Origin of the sequence: Shewanella phaeophyticola, from assembly GCF_025398315.1 — a bacterium.
GTDB classification, from domain to species: domain Bacteria; phylum Pseudomonadota; class Gammaproteobacteria; order Enterobacterales; family Shewanellaceae; genus Shewanella; species Shewanella phaeophyticola.
The window spans coordinates 2,061,174-2,085,549 of sequence record NZ_JAODOQ010000001.1; the positions used below are offsets into that span (position 1 = coordinate 2,061,174).

The window sequence follows — 24,376 nt, forward strand, 5'->3', positions numbered from 1 at the left end:
GCCCGTTAACAAAACGGGCGTTTTTAATCTGTTTTAAACACCTTGTTAACAGTCTGTAATCATGAGTAAATTTCACTATAACTGTGTGTCATTAGTTATGCATCTTTAAACTAATTGACACTAGATGAAACTGATCTATTAAACGATAAAAGTGCTCTATAATGTTATAAAAATTACCGTAACGTTAAAGCAGGATGACTAAATGTATAAAAGTCTCGTCAGTTTGGCAGTTATTGCCAGTATTACCGCACCGACAGCATATGCCGCTGAGCAAAGTGAAAATGTAGAGCGCATTGAAGTCATTGGTTCACGTATTGCCCTACGCACAGCAACTGACAGCCCTACGCCAGTTGACATTATTACCTCTGAGCAACTTGAAGCGACAGGTATTACTGAAACCGCAAAAGCCCTTCAGTTTGCCGCGCCAAGTTACAGCGTGCCGTTTTCATCGATTACTGATGGTAGCGATGCAGTACGTCCTGCGAGTTTACGAGGCATGTCACCGAATACACTTTAGTGTTAGTGAACGGTAAGCGCCGTCATGGTTCAGCACTAGTGCATTTATCCGGTACTGTGGGTAAAGGCTCGTCAAACGTTGACTTAAATGCTATTCCGATGACAGCGATTAAACGCATTGAAATTCTACGTGATGGTGCTTCTGCTTTGTATGGCTCTGACGCCATTGCCGGTGTCATTAACGTTGTTCTCAAAGACAGCGACGAAGGCGGCAGTATCTCAACCCAAATAGGCCAAACCTACGAAGGTGACGGTGAGCAAGTCCGTATAGGTGTAAACCAAGGTTTTAGTTTTAGCGATGATGGCTTTGTGAATGTGTCTTTAGAAGCACATCAAAAAAATGCCACAAACCGTGCAGGTCTTGATAGCCGTCAACAATACCCAACGTTAGCAGATGGTAGTTTAGATCCACGCGAAGAAACCTTTGATCGTCAAAACCATCACGTTGGCGACAGCGAATATGAAAACTATGGTTTATTTGTTAATGCTGAACAAGCCATTAATGACACCAGTAAAGTCTATGCTTTTGGTGGCGTAAGCCAACGTGAATCAACCTCAGGTGCTTTTTACCGTCGCGCATTAGATTCACGTAATATTATTGAAGTATACCCAGACGGTTATTTACCGCAAATTAGCCCGGAGATCCTCGATTACTCATTTGTAATGGGTTATGACGCTGAGCTAGGAGATTGGAACATTGATGCCTCTGCCGGTTACGGTAGCAACAGCTTCGAATACCACGTTGAAAACACCATTAACGCATCTTTAGGTCCAACCAGTCCAACCGATTTTTATGCAGGCACCCTGTCTAATAGTGAGTTAAACCTCAATCTTGATGCGTCTACCTATTATGATTTTTACAATGATTCAGAAATCATGGTCGCAACCGGTTTTACTTTCCGCGAAAGTGGCTATGAAATTGAAGCTGGCCAAGAAGAGTCATACATTCAAGGTGATTACGAAGATAAAGCGGGTGGTAGCCAAGGCTTTGGTGGTTTTACTGAAGAATCTGAAGTGGATGAAGACCGTACAAACACAGGTATATATGTTGAGCTAGAAAACCAACTAACTGATAATTTTTATTGGGCTGCAGCTGTACGTTACGAAGACTATTCTGACTTTGGTGGCAACACGAGTTGGAAATTATCCGGCCGTTATAACTTAACAGACAACTTAGCATTTCGTGTGACCACAGATACGGGGTTCCGTGCACCGAGTGTACAGCAACTTTACTTTAGAAACGTATCAACCTTCTTTGATCCTGATCCGGTCACCGGGGAGTTTGTACCACGCGAATCGGGTACGTTTAACCAGTTATCGCCCATCAAAGATGCATTAGATATTCCAGATCTTAAAGCTGAGATCTCGCACTCATTCAGTGCAGGTTTAGTATATAACGGTGGGAATGGCTTTACTGCAACTTTGGATGCGTATCAAATTAACGTTGATGACCGTATTATTTTATCGGGTTCGGTAGACCAAGAAAGTTCACCTGTGATTGCTGAAGCCTTAGCCGGTACCAATGCCGACTCAGCGCGTTTCTTTATGAACGCAGTTGATACTGAAACTCAAGGTGTTGATTTGGTCATGACTCAAGAGTTTGACCTTGGCCAATTTGGTGATGTGAGTGCAAACCTCGCTTATTCATACAAAAAAACCAAAATCGAATCAATTAACTTACCGTCTATTCTGGATGGATTAGAAGATGAGTTATTTGATCGTATTGAAGTTATCCGTATGACTGAAGCAACGCCTAAAAACACTGGTAATATTGGCTTTACTCATCATTATGATGACTTTACCACTAACTTACGCTTTAGTTACTTTGGCAAATACACCGTAGGCTATTCGTCAAGTGAAGTAGAATATGACGCCAAATGGGTGACAGATATCAGCACACGTTACCAAGCAACTGATTCATTAGCGTTATCCCTAGGTGTACAAAACCTGTTTGATGTTTATCCTGAAAAGCGCCCTGAAGACAATAACTTCAATGGTATTTTCGTTTATCCATTAACCAATACACCATTTGGGTTTAACGGTGGATATTACTACTTAGATCTACGTTACACTTACTAAACTCACTTTGAGATTAAGTTAAAACGAAAAAGCACCGACGCATCGGTGCTTTTTATTTAGCTGTATTTAAAGTCTGTTTCAGTAATCAATTATAAACTAGAGTCGATAAAGTTTTTCAATATAGTCTTTCGCCACACAGTCCCAGGTGAAACGCTGTTTTGCCGCATTTTTCGCAACTTTTCGCCATGTCGGTGTTCCGTACAAAGCCAGCACTTGTCTGAAGCGCTCAACCAATGCTTCACTTTGCTCAGGCAAAGATGCACCTGTAAATGCCCAACCACTGACATTGTCTTCAATGGTATCTTTAAGTCCACCAACGGCATGCACTAAACATGGTTGCCCTTCCCGCATCGCAAGCATTTGGCTAATGCCACAAGGCTCAAATGAACTTGGCATTAAAAACAAATCACCTTGTTGATATAAACGGTCAGACAATAATTCATCATAACCATGCATAAATACCAGATTATCAAATCGCGCCGCGACCATTTGCAAATCCTTGGCGATTTGATCATCACCACTGCCTAACAACAATAATACGCCATTAGGTTGCTGTTGCTTAAACGCTTGCAACAATGCTTCAAGTACTGTGATATCAGATTGGCCATTGGGGCTGTCATACGGTTGTAGCAATAGCAGCACTTTTTGCTCTGTTAAACGGCCGACAGAGGTCAATAAAAAAGGGGTGGCATCCTTTTCAGCTAAACTCATTGCCATTTTTAATTGTGATATGCGTGATAATGCAATGCTGTCTAACGCCGACACATGCTCTACCTTTGTTTGCCAAGATAAAATGGCATTTTCAGCTAACCGGAGTAGATCCAACACGGTATTATCTGCAGCTGATGTTTGTGTCTGCGAACTGTCGTCATACATACAGCCATTAATAATGCCGATTAATTGCTGATGCTCGGCTTTAACCGCTAAATCGGCTTCTAAACCTTCACCGCCAAAAAAGCCCTTTTGATGATCGGACGGCAATAACACTTCTTGGGCATAAGTCGGTGACACTAAATGCACTTTATCGCTCAGTACAATTCCCATTCGCATTGGATTAATGCAATTAGAATAACGCGGATCGTAAATACTTTGGTTAGCGACAGGTTTAAGCTGACTTGCATATTGCGGAAACCAAGCTTGAAACGATGATTGATCGCCACTAAAAGGCCGAACACCTTGCAAAGCTAAATTATGAATGGTGTAAATACACTCCATGGAATTAAGGCTATCAAAGTAATCGACACATTTTCTGAGCATTGCCACCATGGCAGCATGCCAATCATGCAAATGAAGCACATCGTAACGCGGTAAAATATTGTCGACTAAACACGTAGCAACACTAAGTGAAAACAAAGCAAATTTAGTCGCATCTTCTGCAAATGGGCGGTCATGGGCACCATTACAATACACTTGGCCGTTATGATTAAATAAGGGATGGTCAAATAAATACACCATCGGCGGATTGGTTTGCAGCTGTTGGGGCTGTAAATCTGCATCTGACATCCTGCTCATGGCAGAGGCGTCCGTTTTATGTTTGGGTCTCGGCATGCAAAACACTTTAACGGTGTGTTTTGAGCCTGCAAAATCTAACGAAATATTAGCAAAATGCTTAGCATGGTAGTGTTCAGCCAAAAAACCATAATTTGGCATTGCGACATCAGCAATGACTCCGCATTGCGCTAATGCAGGCGGTAGATCGCGGATCACATCCGCCATCCCGCCAACTTTCGCCCCATACAATGCATCGTTTTCTGCTGCCACCAGCAAAACGCGGTTGACATTTTCTTGGGTCATTCAGGGTTCCTTATTAGTAACCTTCGGGTAAACCTAACATTTTACGGGTCACCAGGGTGACTCCCTTCTCTGATACTCTAAATCCACGAGCAATATCGTGCTCTTGGCTATGCCCAATAAAGGTGCCTTCAGGAATGATACAACCTCGGTCAATAATTGCATTTTGAATGTTACAATTTTTTAATACCACGACATCAGGAAGCAGTACCGAATCTTTAACCAATGAGTATGAACACACTCGTACTTCGTCAAACAATACGCTGCGTTTCACTTTGGCACCAGAAATAATACAACCGCCTGACACGATTGAGTCAACAGCCATACCCCGACGATCGTCATCATCAAAGACAAATTTTGCAGGTGGCAATTGTTCCTGATAAGTCCAAATAGGCCATTTAGCATCATATAAGTTCAGCTGTGGCGTAGGGGACAATAGCTCCATATTCGCCTGAAAAAATGAGTCAAGGGTACCCACATCTCGCCAGTATGCTGGTTGTTCTGGTACAGCACTGGTAAATGGAAAAGCGTAAACATTAAACTGTTCAATAATGGACGGAATAATGTCTTTCCCAAAATCGCGATCAGAGGCGACGTTGTCAGCATCTTTTTTTAATTGATCAAACAAAAACTTGGTATTAAAGACATAATTACCCATCGATGCTAAACATTTTTCAGGATCATTAGGCGTAGGTTTAGGGTGTTCAGGTTTTTCTTGAAAGCCAATCACTCGCATATTTTCGTCAACTTCCATGACACCAAATGCCCCCGCGGCTTCAGGTATGGGCGTTTCTAAACAACATACGGTCATATCAGCACCCGACTCGGCATGTGCAGCCAATAAACCGGCATAGTCCATCCGATAGACATGATCGCCAGATAAAATCATCACGTACTTAGGGATCTCATGACGAATAATATCGATATTTTGAAACACGGCATCAGCAGTGCCTTGATACCAATTACCGGACGTTTGTTGTGAAGCCGGTAAAATTTCAACCGATTCACCCAGTTCTTTTTTAAAGTGGCTCTAACCACGTGTGACATGTCGTATCAGTGAATGAGACTTGTATTGTGTTACCACACCCACACGACGAATACCTGAGTTAATACAATTTGATAGCGGAAAATCGATAATTCGAAATTTCCCCCCAAAGTACAACGCAGGCTTTGCACGCCAATCGGTTAACTCATACAAACGCGAACCACGGCCACCAGCAAGAATAATTGCATAGGTATCACGGGTTAAATTACTAATATAACGAACATTACTCATAAACAGACTCCATTCGGCTTTAATCAAAGCCACGATTATTAAGCATATATCCACGTTTACTGTGCATATTTTGCGGTGCGAACACCGCAGATTTGCAGTTTATTTTTTCATCCAGATATCATCGCGGTAGCCCGCTATGGTGTTATCACTAGAGAAACGGCCACTGGCGGCACTGTTTCTAATACTGATTTGTTGCCAAGTGTCTTGGTCTAAATAAGTTTGCGCGACTTTTTCTTGTGCAATGCGATAACTCTCAAAATCTGCTGCGGTCATCCATTGATCATATGGGTCGATAATCGAGGCAATAATATGATCAAAGATACCCGGCTCAACCAAATTAAAGTGGCCACTTTTAAGCATACTCAATACGCCATTTAATGCTTCAGATTGAGCAACAATTTGTTGTGGTTGATAATTCACCTTGGCTTGTGCAACCTGGGCTGCGTCTAAACCAAACAGGAAGAAGTTTTCGTGCCCTACCTCTTCTAACATTTCAATGTTTGCACCATCTAACGTACCTATGGTCAATGCACCGTTCATCATAAATTTCATATTGCCTGTGCCAGATGCTTCTTTACCTGCGGTAGAAATTTGTTCAGACAAATCGGTTCCAGGACAAATTTTTTCCATTGCACTGACATTATAGTTTGGTAAAAATGCCATCCGAAGATAAGGCGTCACTAATGGATCTGAATTGACCATATGGGCAACATTGTTGGCTAGTTTGATGATTTGTTTCGCCATGGCATAACCCGGTGCCGCTTTACCGCCAATTAATACACAGCGCGGTACCATACCTTCGGTATCCCCATTTAAAATACGACGGTACAAATGAATCACATGCAAAATATTTAACAGTTGGCGCTTATATTCGTGTATGCGCTTAACCTGCACATCAAACATCATGCTTGGGTCAAATTTAACCCCGCATTCTTGTTCAACAAATTCACTTAAGGCTTGTTTATTTGCGAGCTTAATTTCGGCCACTCCTTCACAAAGTCTTTGTCGCTGGTAAAGGCATTCAATGCAGCAAGGCGTGATAAATCAGTGATCCATTCTTTACCTAAACGACGTGTAATTAAGCTTGCTAACTTTGGATTACAATAAGCAAGCCAGCGCCTTGGCGTGACACCATTGGTTTTGTTATTAAATTTCTCTGGCCATAATTGATAGAAATCACTAAACAAACCGTCTTTTAATAATTGCGTATGTAAACCGGCAACGCCATTGACAGAGAAACTTGCCACTATGGCAAGGTAGGCCATTCTGATGTGTTGCTCTAGTCCTTCTTCGATAATTGACATACTCGTCAATTTTTCAATATTTCCTGGCCAGTGATGTGCGACTTGTTCAAGGTAACGTGAGTTGATTTCAAAAATGATTTCAACAATACGAGGCAACATGTATTTCATCATCGGCACTGACCATCGCTCTAACGCTTCTGGTAGTAGTGTGTGATTAGTGTAGGCCATAGATTCGCTGGTAATAGCCCAGGCTTCATCCCAAGTGAGTTCGTATTGGTCGAGTAGTAGGCGCATAAGCTCAGGCACCGCAATACTTGGGTGTGTATCGTTGAGCTGCAAAACGTTATGCTGACTAAATTGGCTGAAATCTTTGCCATAATGGGCAACATAACGCGCTAACAAATCTTGTAAACTGGCTGACGATAAAAAGTACTGTTGTCTTAATCTTAGCTCTTTACCATTCACACTGGCGTCATTTGGATACAGTACCATGGTGATTTGCTCGGCCAAATTTTTAGTGGCAACGGCTTCAGCGTAATCGCCTTCATTAAATTCAGCTAAGTCAAACTCATCGTTTGCTTCTGCTTTCCATAACCTAAGCGTATTGATCCTGCCATTATTAAAGCCTGGAATGGGCACGTCGTAAGGTACTGCTAATACATTTTGGGTGTCTGTCCATACATGATGTCGGCGTCCGTGTTTATCCACATAGTTTTCGGTATGACCAAAAAATGGCACCGTAACAATCTTATGGGCAATTCGGACTTCCCAGGGATTACCGTGACGTAACCAACGATCGGGCTGTTCAATTTGATAACCGTCGACAATTTTTTGCATAAACATGCCATATTGATAACGAATACCATATCCGGTCACCGATAAATCCAGGCTGGCACAACTGTCTAAAAAGCAAGCGGCCAAACGCCCTAAGCCACCATTACCTAAACCTGCATCATGTTCAACTTGTTCAATATCTTCTAGGGTTGTTGCGTAATCGGTTAATACTGCTTTAGCTTCGTCGGTTAAATTTAGACTCAGTAACGCATTGCCTAACGCTCTGCCCATTAAAAACTCAAGCGATAAGTAGGCCACTTGCTTTTGCTGGTATTGGTTGTCTTTAATCCGCGTTTGTCGCCACTCATCGAGCATTTGTTCTTTGACACTTTCACCTACTGCGGTGAATAGTTCTTCAGGATCATGGTCATCACGGCATAAACCGTAACGAATATGCCGCGCAAGTGATGCTCCTAAGGTATCACATGGTTCACATATGTCTGCCGCAGGCTCAGTGATGGGCTCAGCTTTTGCCTTGCTCGTGTTAATCGTTTTTTTGCGTGGCGCAGGGGGCTGCTTTTTACTAGCACTTTCTTTAGCTGTGGTCATCCATCACTCCTTGGTAAATTCGGTATGAAATAACATTAAACTGCGATCAATTAGCGTCACTTGTTGATTGTTATCAACGGCAGGCTCAGAGGATTGGGTGTGTATTAAACAGTGCCAATGCTTAAGGTGAGCGAGTTGCGGTAATGTGAACGTGTGAGATTGATAATCTACATTAATGAGTAACAATAATGCTTCGGTACTTTCAGGCTCTGCACCTATGTCTGCATGACCTAAATTGCCGGTAATAATGACACTGAGTGTGCGAGTATGGTGTTCGCACCAATGAGATTTAGTCATCACTTCACCTTGGCGATTAAACCAAGCTAAGCCGTTGTCAAAGAGCGCTTCAGGTTTATGAATAAACGCCTGATGACATAACATAGGAAATCGTTTGCGTAAGTTTATTAATTGCGATGTGTAACTCACCAATGACCAATCAATCACATCCCAATCAAACCACCCTATTGGGTTGTCCTGACAGTAGGCGTTATTATTTCCTTGTTGGCTTTGACCTGATTCATCACCGGCAAGCAACATAGGCACCCCCTGAGACAACAATAAACAGGTGAGTAAATTACGTTTTTGACGATCACGAATGGCATTAATTTCTTCGTCATTGGTTTCACCTTCAACGCCGTAGTTATCACTGCAATTTTCTTGGTGTCCGTCACGATTTTCTTCACCATTGGCTAAGTTGTGTCGTTGCTGGTAACTCACTAAATCATGCAAGGTAAAGCCATCATGACTAGTGATAAAGTTGATACTGGCAGAGGGTAGCCACGACCATTGTGCTCAAAAAAGTCACTTGATCCATGAAAACGTTTGGCAAACTCAGGAAGCATCCCACTGTCACCACGCCAAAAACGGCGCATAGCATCACGGTAGCGATCATTCCATTCACTAAAGGCAACAGGATAGTTACCTAATTGATAACCGCCTGAGCCAATATCCCATGGCTCTGCAATCAGTTTGACTTTGCACAACACGGGGTCTTGGGTAATGGCATCAAAAAAACCACTGCCTGGGTCAAAACCATAGACTTCCCGGCCAAGACAACTGGCTAGATCGAAACGAAAACCGTCAACTCCCATCACTTCAACCCAATAACGTAATGAGTCCATAACTAACATAAGCACTTGGGGATGATTTAAGTTGAAGGTGTTTCCACAGCCAGTGTCGTTAATGTTAAAGCGCTTATCATTGGGCAATAATCGATAATAGCTGGCGTTATCTATGCCACGAAAACTGTATGTGGAAGCCAAGATGGTTTCCCTCTGCGGTATGGTTAAATACCACATCGAGTATCACTTCAATGCCGGCATGATGAAGACGAGAGACCATGTGTCTAAACTCGGCAATATCACCATTTTTATTGGCTAAATAACCACTGTGTGGCGCCATAAATGCGATGCTATTGTACCCCCAATAATTGTTAAGGCCTTTTTCAGTTAAAAAGGGCTCATCAAAAAATCCGTGTACTGGGAGCAATTCTACCCCGGTAACGCCAAGCTCTTGCAAATAATCAATAACCGCCTGGCTTGAAAGCCCTGCAAAAGTGCCTTGTTTTGCGGTGTCGACTAATGGGTGTTGCTTAGTAAACCCTTTTATATGGGTTTCAAATAGCACGCTTTTGTAAAGTGGTGTCTGTAAAGGCGTGATAGGAATCTCATCAACGAAATGATGGTCTAGGGTACCTCGCATTTCGGCATATATGCTGCACTGTCTTGGGTATCAAATGACAAGTCTTCTGTTCGGTCATCAACATCATAGCCATATAACGCTGGATGTTGGATTACCTCACCCACCAGTTTTTTTGCGTAAGGGTCGAGCAGTAATTTATGATGATTAAATCTGTGTCCTAGCTCTGGCTGATAAGGTCAAACACGCGATAACCATATAACAAGCCAGCTTTTGCCCCTGCAAGATGGCAATGCCAAATTTGGCGAGTGCTGTCTCGCATAATATATTGTGCCACTTCAACTTGTCCGCTAGGGTCAAATAGACATAACACCACCTTGGTTGCGTGGGCTGAAAACAACGAAAAGTTGACTCCGTTGTCATCAATCGTTGCCCCTAAAGGATAAGGGTAACCACTGGTCATATCCATACTGAATCCCTACATGTAAATAAACCTAAAGACTGTTCAGCGCTAATGTTACTCAGCGGGTACGAGTGCTTCTGGCACAAAAATGGTACAACCTAGAGGGGGAACAGTAATCACGATACTGTTATCCATACCCTGCCATTGCGTGGTTTGTGTTTCAAATGGACCTTCATTAATTACATGACTGCCACCGTAATAACGATGATCACTGTTAAGTGCTTCGGTGTATTGCCATGCACTGGGTACCCCAAGACGGAAACCCTCATGCACTTGCGGAGACATATTCACTACAATTATCGCGTGTTGTTGTTTATCTTTAGCGTAACGGCAATAAACTAAAATGTTGTTGTCTGCATTATTGCAATCAAACCAGGCAAACCCGTCACTTTGATGGTCACATTCGTATAAAGCGGGTGTTTGTTGGTAAAGCTGATTAAGGTCACGAACCCAATCTTGCATGCCTTGATGAGGGGCGTAGTCGAGTAAATGCCAATCTAGGCTTTGGTTATGGTTCCATTCATTACGTTGAGCAAACTCATTGCCCATAAACAGCAGTTTTTTCCCCGGATGTGACCACATATAGCCATAATAGGCGCGTAATGTGGCAAATTTTTGCCAATCATCACCCGGAATTTTGTGCAGTAAAGACCCTTTGCCATGCACCACTTCATCGTGACTTAACGATAAAATGAATTGTTCAGTAAAGGCATACACTAAGCTAAATGTGAGCTCACCATGATGAAAACGACGGTAAAGCGGATCGCAACTGATATAACGTAACGTGTCATTCATCCAACCCATGTTCCACTTAAACCCAAAACCTAACCCATTTTGGTCAGTTGCTTGGGTGACACCTGGCCATGCGGTGGATTCTTCAGCAATCATATTGATCCCCGGAAAACACTGGTACATACGCGCATTCAACTCTTGTAAAAATTGAATGGCTTGCAGGTTTTCACGCCCGCCAAATTCATTGGGTACCCATTGATCAGCATTACGGCTGTAATCAAGGTATAACATCGATGACACAGCATCTAAACGCAGGCCATCAAAATGGAATTCATCGAGCCAATAATGGGCATTACTGTATAAAAAGCTGCGCACTTCAGCGCGGCCATAGTTATAAATTAACGTGTCCCAATCAGGGTGCTCACCTTTACGTGGGTCTTGATGCTCGTACAAACAACTGCCATCAAAACGCACTAGGCCATGGGGATCGCGAGGAAAATGCGCCGGTACCCAGTCGAGTAACACGGCAATATCTTGCTGATGGCAAGCATCAATAAACCTTTTAAGGCCGTTAGCATCACCAAAACGATACGTTGGCGCATATAGGCCAACGGGTTGATACCCCCATGAACCGTCAAAGGGAAACTCGCTAATAGGCATCAATTGTAAATGGGTAAACCCCATTTCTTTTACATAGGGCACCAACTCATTAATTAACTGCACATAATCTGTGTATTCTTGGCCTTCATCGCCAGTTCTGCGCCAAGACGCTAAATGCACCTCATAAATCGACATTGGTTGATTATGGTTATGGCTTTGGCTACGATCCTTAAGCCATTGCACGTCTTGCCATTGATATAATGCAGGTGAAGGAATTTTAGAAGCATTATGTGGCGATGGTTGCATCGATACGGCATAAGGGTCTGACTTTACGACCACATGACCATGTTCATCAGTAATCGCAAATTTGTAATGCTGATCGGCTTCGACTTCAACGATAAAGATATCCCACAAACCACTCGCTGGGTGAAAGCGTAGAATATGTCGTTTTTGATCCCATGAGTTAAAATCACCAATTAATGCGACTTTTTTAGCATTTGGCGCCCAAACACAAAAATGCACGCCAGTGACACCTTCATGTTCACGCCAGTTAGCCCCTTGAAAACGGTATGTCTGTAACTGACTGCCCTCACCAAATAAATACACATCTTGTGGGTCTAATAAACTGTCGTATTGATAGGGGTCACAGATCAGTTGCTCACAAAGTGGAAATTGTACCCGCAGTTGATAAGTAAAAGGTTTCACTCTGCGGCTCATTTTGCCGGCAAATAATCCCTGATCATTTAGCTGTTCAAGGCTCGCTACTTTACGGCCATCTTTAAGGCTAATGACATCAATGGATGTTGCACCGGGTAAATAGCAACGGACGATTAATCCTTTGCCGTCATTACTAGTGTGCATGCCCAGCAATGAAAACACATCTGTGTAATCACCATTTAATAACGCTATATCGCTACCTTGATGAAAATATGCAGTCGCTACAGTCATATACAATGATCCATTATTGTTCTGAATTGTTGGATGAAGACATCTTGGCAGCAAATTGTTGACCGCTAGCCTGTCTTGATTGATTAATTGCATTCAACCTTTGTTGTACTTTAACGCTTTGTGACATTTGTTGAATGCTCAATGGCAAACGACGTTGCCAGTTTGGAAACTCTTTCCATGTACCAGGAATATTAACCCCGTGCTTATCTGCGACTAAATCACTTAATTGCACGCTGAATAATTGTGCATTGCCTTGAGCTGCAACCGATATCCACGCGAGTAATAACACCTCAAAATCAACTTGATCAATATTGTCATCAGCAACAGGAGCAATCGCCTTCTGCTCAACCAATAAATGAATTAACTGTTGCTTTTCAAGCTGACGAGTATGCAAAACTTGAAGTAATCGTTCGTCGTTATTAATTAACTGCAGCTGTCGTCGTAACTTAAGATCATCACCCATCCACCACGCTTTAATGGTGGGCACATCATGATTAGCGAGCATCATTAAACTTTGATGTTTGTAATCTTTTGGTGGTTTAAAGCGGTCGTAATCTTTGCAGAAATAAAACAGCTCATTAGAGAACACGCCAGCTTGTGCTAAGCGCGATACAATTTCTGGCGGTACAATGCCAAGATCCTCACCAATGACCACACAACGGGCTCGCTGGCTTTCAAGACACACTATGGCTAATAACGTTTCGACCGGGTAATACACGTAACTCCCTTCGCCTAAATCGCGATTAAGTGGCCACCACCATAAACGTAACAAGCCCATGACATGGTCAATCCGTAATGCGCCGCAATGTTGCATATTACTGCGGATAAATTGGATAAAGTGAGTAAAATCATGTTGTTTTAATTTTACCGGGTCAAATGGAGTTAATCCCCAATTTTGCCCTTGCTCAGCAAAAGGATCTGGTGGTGCACCAATACTGGCGTTATCACAAAAAAACGATAAATTGGCACTCACTTCAGCACCATGGCTGACTGCACCTACGGCTAAATCACGTATAAGGCCAATGCTCATACCGCATTGTTTTGCGTTAAGCTGACACGCTTCTAATTGTTCACTTGCAACAAATTGCAAGTACAAATAAAAGCCTTCTTCTTGAGTGAAATATTTTGAAGCTAAGTCAATTTCTTTATGAGCAAACTGCATCAATGCAGATTTATCCTGTTCAATAAAATGCAAATAGGCATGATATCTGGTGGTTTCATGCTTCACATGTTGCTGACAAAATATTTGATACAACTTTTCATAAGCTGCGTATTTGAGTAATTGTACTTCTTCATAATTAATCAATTGCGCTTGATTTAACGCTTGTTTTTTTGTAACCACTGTTGAGTCGAGAGCTCTTTTTGCACTGCTTTGTATTCATAAACCGCTTCAATTTGAATATACAAAGGATTCAAACGTCGGCGATCGGTAGGACTATATGGACTCGGGTTTTCTGGCTGACTGATGTCTAACGCGTGCAATGGATTAAGCAGAATAAAATCGGCTCCTGCATGGGCTGCATAGTCGATAAGTTCAGCGAGGTTGCCGAAATCACCTACTCCCCATTGTTGATCGCTGCGCATTGCATACAATTGTGCATTTAAGCCCCAAGGCTGCTTTGGTGCTTGAGAATGCGCCGTAAGACGACCTTGATATGCGGTTTGTGGTGCCAGCATAATTTGACCGTATAAGGTATTTACCCGAGTAGAATCCCCAATAAACGCTAAGCTAATATGGTGGTAACCTAAGTGTAAATTGGGTTTGTCTAACACTAAACGATACTGACAATAACGTTGCCCACCATAATAGTACTCACCGACGACAGCACAATCTTGACAATGAGCTGTCACTGTTAATGTGTCTATGCCTTCACCATATACAGTGACTTTAAACGCAAAAGGATAATTGTCGGGTAATTGCACATCAATGTGTGGTTTGTCGATTTCACACCATTGAAAACGGTGTAATGGCAACAACCAAGGATTGACATCTAACTGCTCAATACGTTGAGCCATTTTATTTTCGGTCAGTAAATGTGGATATTCGGACGGATCACATTGATGTTGATTGAATGATGTGGGTATTAACATCGTGGTTAATATGCCCTGCCTATCCTTAGCAGGTATGTGAACCAGTTTACCGACACAATCGATAAACTCTGCTCCAACGCCTTGCAAATACAGCAACTTCTCCAGTCCCATATTTGTCTTCCCTCGCGATTATTAACTACATGAATTCCAGCAGTTACCATGCCAGTTAATAGTAACAATATAGCGACAAATTAATGGCAGATAAATGACAAGAATAAGTTATTACAAATCAGAAAGTTAAATAGATAACATATCAATAAAACAGTTATGTAATACATACGTTTTAAAGTATCTTTATGCACTATAACAGCGCATAACAAACAAAGATAGTGCAATAATTGATCATAAAAATGATTTAATGCGATAACATAATCTCGTTAACATTGGGCGTGTTTTATGCATGATTCCAATAGGTTACTGTACAAGTAATGGATTTTTGAATGCTCTACACAAGCGGAATAGGCTTTGTCTGTTAACTGAGCCATGTTATGATAAATTAATCAACCCGTTTTCACGGACAAAAAGCCAACTTTGAATAAATACGAGTTTACAATACGATATAACTTACATCGGCTCAGTGCAGCAATCGTGTCTGCACCAACGTCGTATTTAGGCCGTCAGGCTGCCGTGTTAATCCCAATGATTGAAATCGATCAACAACTGCAACTGATATTAACGCAGCGACCACTTCATTTACGTCATCACCCTGGGCAAATTAGTTTCCCCGGTGGTAAAGTAGAGCCGACAGACGTTAATTTGATCCACACAGCTTTAAGGGAAGCCAATGAAGAAATTGGTTTATTAGCAGATAATGTGGATGTGTTAGGTATATTCCCGGCGCACAAAACCTTTACAGGCTTTGAAATCACCCCTGTAGTGGGCTTAGTTAAACAGCCCTTTGAGTTAATGATTGATCCTGGAGAAGTTGCAGATTGCTTTACCGTACCATTAAGTTTTTTTATTGAAAAAGACAACCGGCATGAGGTGTTTCATTACCGCCATGGCAAACGATACCGAGTACATTTTATGCCTTTTGAAGACCGATTTATTTGGGGGGTAACGGCTGCTATTATTGATTTATTATGCCGTCATGTGGCTCACGAATAACCGCATAGTCACCATCACACTACATAGCGGATATATAAGCCGGCAGACAATGACACGACTAACAACAGAGGAATATTGACCCAAAAACCTATTCTAGTGGTGGTTTTAGCATAAAAATTAACCAGCAAATTTAAAAAACTCACCCCAGCGCAACACCAAATCAAATATTCCAACTTAATGGTTAAGTCCGGATCCCAATACAACCGCACAGACACTCCTTTACTTAAAAAGTAACCGACGGCGCGATCTGGCCTAGCCTCACCGTAAATAATCAGAGCATAAATGGCTAAACTCCAACCTAACAGCGACAACACGGTTAAAATGACTTGTAAAACGCCTAATCGAGACATGTCCTGTTCCTTGGTAATACCACACATTTGTGCATACAAAATAAACAGTGTGTAAACCGTTAAATATGCCAGTGCTAATCTGAGCCCTCAATATTGAGGACTTTTATTATTATATCGCCTAAATCTGCGAATAAGCTTTGGCTTAACTCACTCATTTGCCATATATTTAAGCGACTTATTTAAAAGTAACACAATAATCGCAATAGAAAAGCGTTTTCAGCTTGAGAAAAGCCACCAGCAAGGTAAGATAAACTCCAAATTTATATTCATAATTCGATATGTTGGAGAATTAAGCAACAATGAGCATTACATCTGTCGCTTCTGTATTTAAAGGTGAACACGCCATCGGTTCGCAAGTCACGGTTCGTGGCTGGGTTAGAACTCGTCGTGATTCTAAAGCTGGTATCTCGTTCTTGGCCGTTTATGACGGTTCATGTTTCGATCCAATCCAAGGTGTCGTGCCAAATAGCCTAGCCAATTATAATGACGATGTATTGAAATTGACTGCAGGCTGTTCAGTCGTCATGACAGGTGAAGTTGTGGCTTCTCCTGGTGCTGGTCAAGCATTTGAGTTGCAAGTAACGGAAGTGGTTGTCACCGGTTTTGTAGATGACCCTGATACATACCCAATGGCTGCTAAGCGCCACTCTATTGAGCATTTACGTGAGCTGGCACACTTACGCCCACGTACCAACATTATTGGTGCAGTTGCTCGTGTACGTAACTGTTTATCGCAAGCGATTCACCGCTTCTATCACCAAGAAGGTTTCATTTGGGTATCAACCCCATTGATTACCGCATCTGACTGTGAAGGTGCTGGTGAAATGTTCCGCGTGTCTACATTAGACATGGAAAACTTGCCGCGAACTGACGCTGGTAAAGTGGATTATGACAAAGACTTTTTTGGTAAAGAATCGTTCTTAACAGTATCTGGTCAGTTAAATGCTGAAACCTACGCTTGTGCATTGTCTAAAGTGTATACCTTTGGCCCAACGTTCCGTGCTGAAAACTCAAACACCACACGTCACCTTGCTGAATTCTGGATGGTTGAACCAGAAGTTGCATTCGCGACATTAGATGATGCAGCAGAGCTCGCTGAAAAAATGCTTAAGTTTGCATTTAACGCCGTGCTTGAAGAACGCATGGACGATTTGAACTTCTTTAATGAACGTGTTGATAAAACCGTGGTTGAGCGTTTGCAGTCGTTTGTGAGCAGCGACTTTGCCCAGGTTGATTATACTGACGCGGTTGAAATCCTTAAAAACTGTGGCAAGACTTTTGAGTTCCCAGTTGAATGGGGTATCGATTTACAGTCTGAACATGAGCGCTACCTAGCAGAAGAACACTTTAAAGCACCGGTTGTAGTGAAAAACTACCCGAAAGACATTAAAGCCTTCTATATGCGTTTAAACGATGACGGTAAAACCGTTGCAGCAATGGATGTATTAGCACCTGGCATCGGTGAAATCATTGGTGGTGCGCAGCGTGAAGAACGTTTAGACGTGTTAGATGCTCGTTTAGCTGAAATGGAATTAAGCCAGGAAGATTACTGGTGGTACCGTGACCTGCGCCGTTATGGCACAGTGCCTCATTCAGGGTTTGGTTTAGGCTTTGAACGTTTAGTGTCTTACGTCACTGGCGTGAACAACATCCGAGATGTTATTCCGTTCCCACGTGCACCACGTTCAGCTAACTTCTAATAGACTTTAATAAATGTGTATTAGATAAAACGCGCCTTTGGCGCGTTTTTTATTGGCTCACTTAATAAGTGACCCAATCAGAACGAGACCAGCGTTTTTTTGATTAAGGCAGCGCGAGTCGTCATGCTTTGATAAATTAACTGTTTAAGATAATTTGTTCGCGCAGATGTTTCACTTCATCGCGCAGTGCAGCAGCTTGTTCAAACTCTAAGTTTTTGGCATGTTCGTGCATTTGTTTTTCTAGTGCATCAATTTGATGACTAAGATCGGCAACACTGGCGTAAGTTGCACGTTTATCGGCAACCTCAGCATACTTACCTGATTGGCTGCGCTGGCCTTTAGCTTGTTTTGCTTCACCGACATCCATTACATCAGTAATGCTCTTCACCACACCGCGTGGCACAATTCCGAGTTTAAGATTATGCTGGTGTTGCTTTTCGCGTCGACGTTCTGTTTCTCCCATGGCTTTAGCCATTGAATTGGTAATTCTGTCTGCATAGAGGATCACTTTACCGTTAACGTTACGTGCAGCGCGGCCAATTGTCTGAATAAGTGAACGTTCTGAGCGTAAAAAGCCTTCTTTATCCGCGTCGAGAATACACACCAAGGAGACTTCAGGTAAATCTAACCCTTCACGTAATAAGTTAATCCCAACTAATACATCAAAGTGGCCTAAACGAAGATCGCGAATAATTTCAATACGTTCAACGGTATCGATATCAGAATGCAAATAGCGTACTTTGACACCGTGTTCATCTAGGTATTCGGTCAAATCTTCTGACATGCGTTTGGTTAACGTAGTGACTAATACCCGTTCATTTACTACTACGCGTTTGTGGATCTCAGATAATAAATCATCAACCTGAATCGCCACCGGGCGCACTTCTAATACAGGGTCAAGTAATCCGGTTGGGCGCACCACCTGCTCGGCAACTTCACCGTCACTTTTATCAAGCTCGTACTGGCTCGGTGTCGCTGACACAAAAATGGTTTGTGGCATTAAGCGCTCGAATTCTTCGAACATTAACGGTCGATTGTCTAACGCAGATGGTAAGCGAAACCCATACTCGACTAGGTTCATTTTACGGCTACGATCACCTTTGTACATGGCACCAATTTGCGGCACCGTGACGTGAGACTCGTCAATAATTAACAAACCGTCTGCAGGGAGATAATCCAATAGCGTTGGCGGCTCTTCTCCGGTGCTACGCCCCGACAAGTAACGCGAGTAGTTCTCGATACCTGAGCAATAGCCTAACTCAACCATCATTTCAACGTCGTATTGTACGCGTTCAGTGATCCGTTGGGCTTCGATTAACTTATTATTGTCGAGCAAAAATTGCCGGCGCTCACGCAGTTCTTCTTTAATCTCTTCAGTTGCCGCTAAGATTTTTTCACGAGGCGTAACATAATGCGTTTTAGGGTAAATAGTGGTTCTAACGATGCGCTTATTAATTTGCCCAGTGAGCGGGTCAAACTCGCTTAAACGTTCAATCTCGTCATCAAACAATTCAATCCGAATGGCTTCACGTTCAGATTCTGCCGGAAATATATCAATCACCTCGCCCCGCACACGGTAAGTGCCTCGCTGCAGTTCAATGTCATTCCGGGTATATTGCAACTCGCTTAAGCGAATCAGTATGTCACGTTGCCCCATAAAGTCGCCTTGACGAAGGTGCAACAGCATCTTCATATACGAGTCTGGATCGCCCAAACCATAAATAGCTGATACTGAGGCAATTAATACCACGTCTTTGCGTTCTAACAGTGCTTTGGTTGCTGACAGCCGCATTTGTTCTATATGGGCATTAACAGATGCGTCTTTTTCGATAAAAGTATTAGAGGCAGGCACATAAGCTTCAGGTTGATAATAGTCATAGTAAGAGACAAAGTATTCAACCGCATTGTGAGGAAAAAACTCTTTCATTTCGCCATAAAGCTGGGCAGCGAGGGTTTTATTGGGTGCCATAATAATGGTAGTCAGACCCATTTGTTTGATCACGTTGGCAATGGTGTACGTTTTACCAGAACCTGTCACGCCGAGTAAGGTTTGGCTGGCAATGCCAGACTGTAAACCATCGACAAGTTGGTTAATTGCAGTGGGCTGATCACCCGCAGGTTCAAATTTGGACTCTAAGGTAAAAACAGACTCAGACACAACGTACATCCCTTATAAATAGAACGCGACATAATATACCTAAACACGGAGTATTGGCGATATCTAATGCTCAATTTACCCGTATTAATGAGATCATAACACTGCTTACACTTTATTTATGACAAAATGACTAACATAATGTGAAAGTGACAAACAAATTCATAAATCATGGAAAAACACCCTAAAATCCGCTGAAAAACTAAGCTTAAATGCAATTTAATGCACAATCTGTCATGCAAAGTGGTTACAATTTTGCTGTTGACAGAACAGTGGAAAAATAAAACAGTTGATTTTTATATCTTGCTGAAAATTAATAACTTTATATATCACTAATGAAAAAGTATATTTTAAGTCCAATCCATGCTCAGCAAGGGTTAGCTGCGTATTTACAGCAGAAGTCCACATGTTTATCCACAGATTTAGTGGATAAGTCACTAAAGCCCAATACGAATGCGGGGTCAAGCACATCGCCGATTCATAAAACCGTAAGATAATGTTGATGTAATTTAATTACATTTGTAGGTAAATACACAATCGTCAGACAATTTGTTCATGCGAGTTACTTAATTAGTCTTAGATATTATAGATTTACCTTGACTAGACAATAAGTGAGATAGATAAGGTTATGATCAAAATAGTGCATAAGTTAAGCATTAAGTCTTATTTATTCAGCAAAATGCACTAATTTGGACGATATACGGACTTGTAAGCAATGACCACAGATCTGTCAATGGGATAAAATGCGATACTTGTTATTGTATGAGGAGCAGCTGGTGTTACTTAGCCTGCTAGCATTAACTGACTCTGATCCAATTGAGCAACAACTTAACCTAAATAGCCGTTAACAATTCATGCCTAGCGTGTTAGTGCCCATTTTTAATGCATTTATGAAATGACATTGTCGTAATGCTTTTGCACCAACGACGTTCAACCCCTATTAATGGCTGCTTATCAATTCGTTATTGATGTGTATTAGCCAGCCTTTACCCATACACACATTATTATGCCAATCCACTTTATAATGACAAAGTGACATTTTGTTTTCGCAATTATGTAAACAATATAAGCATCGAGGTGATAACCGTCATGGCTAGCCAATATCACTCAACACACTTTTGATGTGTCAGTGAAATAGATATTGAACCAACAAAGCGAATTCACACAGCGAGTAGATAAGTGATTCATTTTATATTCATTGTTCAAAAATCGGCATAAATGCCCAAAAGTCGTGCACGATGTGTAATTGCTAACCAATTAGTCACATAATTGCGTTTTTTTTTATAACTCGAGTTGACTCAGTTACCAGAGCGTTTTACTATGCGCTCCGTTCTCAGCAATACATTGCTAAAAACGTTTCCCCAGTAGTTCAGTTGGTAGAACGCCGGACTGTTAATCCGTATGTCACTGGTTCGAGTCCAGTCTGGGGAGCCAATTTAGCCAGTAAGTTTAGAATGTAAGCGTAATTCCCCAATAGTTCAGTTGGTAGAACGGCGGACTGTTAATCCGTATGTCACTGGTTCGAGTCCAGTTTGGGGAGCCAACGTTTAATGTTATCGAGATAATTCCCCAATAGTTCAGTTGGTAGAACGGCGGACTGTTAATCCGTATGTCACTGGTTCGAGTCCAGTTTGGGGAGCCATCGAGACGACAAATTTGAAATGCCCAATCCCCAATAGTTCAGTTGGTAGAACGGCGGACTGTTAATCCGTATGTCACTGGTTCGAGTCCAGTTTGGGGAGCCATTTCAAGGTAATAGTCAATAATGATCAATTCCCCAATAGTTCAGTTGGTAGAACGGCGGACTGTTAATCCGTATGTCACTGGTTCGAGTCCAGTTTGGGGAGCCATTATTTCGCAATGTCATCCCCCTCTATTAACATGTCAATTCCCCTTTTTAGTACCATCTTAACTGACATTTTATCTGTCATTGTTTGTTTTCGTTTTCCCTCATAAAAATAGTGCTTTAGGTTAATCATATATTAATCTAATATCTGGTATGCTACCTCTGTTTAAAAATAAAACACATTGATTAAATCGCGAGCATTTTAACCATCAACATTATGCCAATACCGAATTGGAAAGCACAATGCCATGCTGAATATTTTGTTAAAGGTAGTTAACGGTGCCAAGCTTCAATAACCATAAATATAAACTATCATTAACATCATAACTTTAAGCAGAACATCATCAGCAACCACTCATGCTGATAGCGAATCAAAATCAAACTGACTTATTATTGTAAACTCGTAGGGAATGGAAGTTTTATGGGCTTATCAAAATCCTTTCAGATAGTGTTGTTGATTGTTTTCGGCTTATTGATCTTCAGGATCTATACGGTCGAAAACAATGAAGTGCAAGAGCAAGGAAAAATTGCTCAGGAGCATTATCAGCGCTATGTACAAACTTATCGTCACTGGGAAGGTAGCGGTGAAGCATTATATAAAAAAATGACTCAAGATTTTACCTTCCAGTTTTTTCAATTTATACACAATACAGACAGTAACCTTAACTACACTCACGGTAGTTTAAAGCGTCTAAGTGATGATTTTCCAAGTAAAATATTTAACATCCAATTAGGCCATATTCAAACCCTTGGTGATGCGCGCTTACAAGTTCGTTTAGACACCGCAAGCGTACTTTCCTCTAGTTTTGACGACTTAGAGCAAACTGCCATACTTTTAATTGGTGCATATCTATTGTTGATGGTGTTATTTGCCTTGTTAGTGCAATTACACCGTTCTCGTATTAAATACGCTGCAGAATACATTAACCATATCTCGGAACTGTCATTTTTAGCATTAGAGCGTTCTCGATTTCCTGGTGTATTACGCCCATTAGGTAATGCATTAGAAGCATGCCGTAATCAGTTAAAGCTTAGTTTAGATAGGGTACGAAAAGAAAACGAACAGCTAACAAAAGCCGCTTATCAAGATCCTGTCAGTGGCTTTTCAACTCGACAACGTTTTACTCAACATTTAGATGCCTTAAACAAATCAGATAAACAACAATATGGCGTGCTACTGATGGTTAAGGCGGCAGAACTTGCCAGTATAAACCAATTACATGGACGTGCAGCCGGTGATGATTATCTCGCCAAATTGGCTACCTGCATTCGTAAATCAATTGCAAGTTTTGGTGTTACTGAGTGTTTTAGGGTTTCAAGTGGTGATTTTGCCGTATTCATCGACAGCATTACCTTAAAAGAAGGCGAAAAATGCATAGAGCAACTCAAAGTTCAACTCGACGAATATGCTCAAAGCTCTCGCAGTGATTCTATTGCCCACGCTGGTATGGTGCCATATAAAGAAGGCAGTGAACCATTGGCATTAATGTCATTAGCAGACACCGCTGTCAGCGTAGCACAAACCTTAGGCTCTAACCGTTATTATCAATTAGAAAAACTTTCTGGTAATGAGCAACATGGCGATGACCATTGGAAACTGACCATTAATGATTTAATTAAGCGCCGCAGTATTCATTTTTATCAGCAACCGATCCAACCCTGTAACAACCAAACAGATGTGTATCGTGAGTTACTCGCCCGTTTTGCTAATGCTGATGGCAAGTATTTACCCACCACAACGGTTATTGCCATGGCTGAACGCTATGGACTTAATGTCGAATTAGACCAAATGATTGTGATTCAAACAATCAAAGTACTCAGTCAAAATCCCAACTTAACTGGCAATATGGGGGTAAATATCAGCGCTTCATCAGCATTGCAGGATAATTTTACCAGTTGGCTTAAAGATTTATTGTCAAAGCACCGCCAAATTGCATCACGTCTGGTGTTTGAACTTAACGAAGCGGGCATGCAGGCTAACCTGCTCTCTAGCCGTCAATTTGTCAGTGAAATGCACAAGGTCGGCGCTAAAGTCGCCATTGAACGCTTTGGGTTAGGGTTTACCTCATTTAAGTTCTTCCGCGAAGTCCGTCCAGACTTTATTAAATTAGACAGTAGCTACAGTGATAATATTGAACAAGATAACAACAATAAGTTCTTTGTACGGATGATTGTCGACATCGCCAAACGGATTAGTATTCGGGTTATCGCCACAGGTGTTGAAAAACAAGACGAAAAATTAACCTTAGAAAAATTATTAGTGGATGGCCTACAGGGATATTATATTGCCAAACCTGACATACTGGTCAAAAAACAGTAACTTTAGGGTTAATAAACCGTAAAAAACACGCTTTTATTCTAAGGTTAAGCATTTTATGTTTAACCTTATTTTTTATCCGTTGTTTCTCAACGCTAAACCTAAGATAATACCCAGATCTATTGGTCAAAAAATTGTAG

At 41.7% G+C, this 24,376-nt stretch carries 7 protein-coding genes, 5 tRNA genes and 5 pseudogenes; 9 read left to right on the forward strand and 8 right to left on the reverse strand.

The genetic code is table 11. From position 1 onward, the window contains the following. Nucleotides 1-202 precede the first annotated feature (202 nt). A pseudogene (locus N4T56_RS09600) lies at nucleotides 203-2,595 on the forward strand (TonB-dependent receptor plug domain-containing protein). A gap of 96 nt (nucleotides 2,596-2,691) precedes the next feature. On the opposite strand, the gene N4T56_RS09605 reads toward N4T56_RS09600, so the two are convergent. The 6 genes and pseudogenes from N4T56_RS09605 to malQ all read right to left on the reverse strand — a co-directional run bounded on the left by N4T56_RS09605 (nucleotide 2,692) and on the right by malQ (nucleotide 14,872). Continuing rightward, entirely contained in the window at nucleotides 2,692-4,389 is a 1,698-nt protein-coding gene (locus N4T56_RS09605; RefSeq protein WP_261733076.1) for a glycogen synthase, read from the reverse strand. A gap of 13 nt (nucleotides 4,390-4,402) precedes the next feature. Continuing rightward, nucleotides 4,403-5,662, reverse strand: a pseudogene (glgC, locus tag N4T56_RS09610) (glucose-1-phosphate adenylyltransferase). A 99-nt stretch (nucleotides 5,663-5,761) separates the two neighbouring features. Continuing rightward, nucleotides 5,762-8,289: pseudogene (locus tag N4T56_RS09615) on the reverse strand (glycogen/starch/alpha-glucan phosphorylase). 3 nt (nucleotides 8,290-8,292) lie between these two features. Beyond that, nucleotides 8,293-10,396: pseudogene (gene glgX, locus N4T56_RS22450) on the reverse strand (glycogen debranching protein GlgX). A 48-nt stretch (nucleotides 10,397-10,444) separates the two neighbouring features. Continuing rightward, on the reverse strand, nucleotides 10,445-12,670 hold the full coding sequence (glgB, locus tag N4T56_RS09640) for a 1,4-alpha-glucan branching protein GlgB (protein ID WP_261733081.1): 2,226 nt from the start codon (nucleotides 12,668-12,670) through the stop codon (nucleotides 10,445-10,447). Between the two features lie 13 nt (nucleotides 12,671-12,683). Beyond that, nucleotides 12,684-14,872: pseudogene (malQ, locus tag N4T56_RS22930) on the reverse strand (4-alpha-glucanotransferase). Between the two features lie 420 nt (nucleotides 14,873-15,292). Between malQ and N4T56_RS09655 the strand changes: the two are divergent. After that, nucleotides 15,293-15,868 (forward strand): CoA pyrophosphatase, encoded by a 576-nt coding sequence (locus N4T56_RS09655; protein WP_261733084.1) that lies wholly within the window; start codon nucleotides 15,293-15,295, stop codon nucleotides 15,866-15,868. Between the two features lie 14 nt (nucleotides 15,869-15,882). Here N4T56_RS09655 and N4T56_RS09660 read toward each other — a convergent pair whose 3' ends face one another. Further along, nucleotides 15,883-16,218 (reverse strand): hypothetical protein, encoded by a 336-nt coding sequence (locus N4T56_RS09660; RefSeq protein WP_261733085.1) that lies wholly within the window; start codon nucleotides 16,216-16,218, stop codon nucleotides 15,883-15,885. A 299-nt stretch (nucleotides 16,219-16,517) separates the two neighbouring features. Here N4T56_RS09660 and asnS point away from each other — a divergent pair, with 299 nt between their 5' ends. Further along, nucleotides 16,518-17,918: an asparagine--tRNA ligase gene (asnS, locus tag N4T56_RS09665; protein ID WP_261733086.1), complete on the forward strand. Its 1,401-nt coding sequence runs from the start codon at nucleotides 16,518-16,520 to the stop codon at nucleotides 17,916-17,918. 136 nt (nucleotides 17,919-18,054) lie between these two features. Here the strand turns inward: asnS and uvrB are convergent, their stop codons facing one another. Next, the gene (uvrB, locus tag N4T56_RS09670) at nucleotides 18,055-20,076 is read right to left on the reverse strand and encodes an excinuclease ABC subunit UvrB (RefSeq protein WP_261733087.1); all 2,022 of its coding nucleotides are present in this window, start codon (nucleotides 20,074-20,076) and stop codon (nucleotides 18,055-18,057) included. Between the two features lie 1,355 nt (nucleotides 20,077-21,431). Here uvrB and N4T56_RS09675 point away from each other — a divergent pair. From N4T56_RS09675 to N4T56_RS09700, 6 genes are all read left to right on the forward strand, one after another. After that, a tRNA-Asn gene (locus N4T56_RS09675) sits at nucleotides 21,432-21,507 on the forward strand. A gap of 33 nt (nucleotides 21,508-21,540) precedes the next feature. Then, nucleotides 21,541-21,616: transfer RNA gene (locus N4T56_RS09680), tRNA-Asn, on the forward strand. Nucleotides 21,617-21,639: 23 nt separating this feature from the next. Next, a tRNA-Asn gene (locus N4T56_RS09685) sits at nucleotides 21,640-21,715 on the forward strand. A 27-nt stretch (nucleotides 21,716-21,742) separates the two neighbouring features. Next, a tRNA-Asn gene (locus tag N4T56_RS09690) sits at nucleotides 21,743-21,818 on the forward strand. 29 nt (nucleotides 21,819-21,847) lie between these two features. Then, nucleotides 21,848-21,923 (forward strand) — tRNA-Asn (locus N4T56_RS09695). Nucleotides 21,924-22,340: 417 nt separating this feature from the next. After that, nucleotides 22,341-24,239: an EAL domain-containing protein gene (locus tag N4T56_RS09700; protein WP_261733088.1), complete on the forward strand. Its 1,899-nt coding sequence runs from the start codon at nucleotides 22,341-22,343 to the stop codon at nucleotides 24,237-24,239. Nucleotides 24,240-24,376 lie beyond the last annotated feature (137 nt).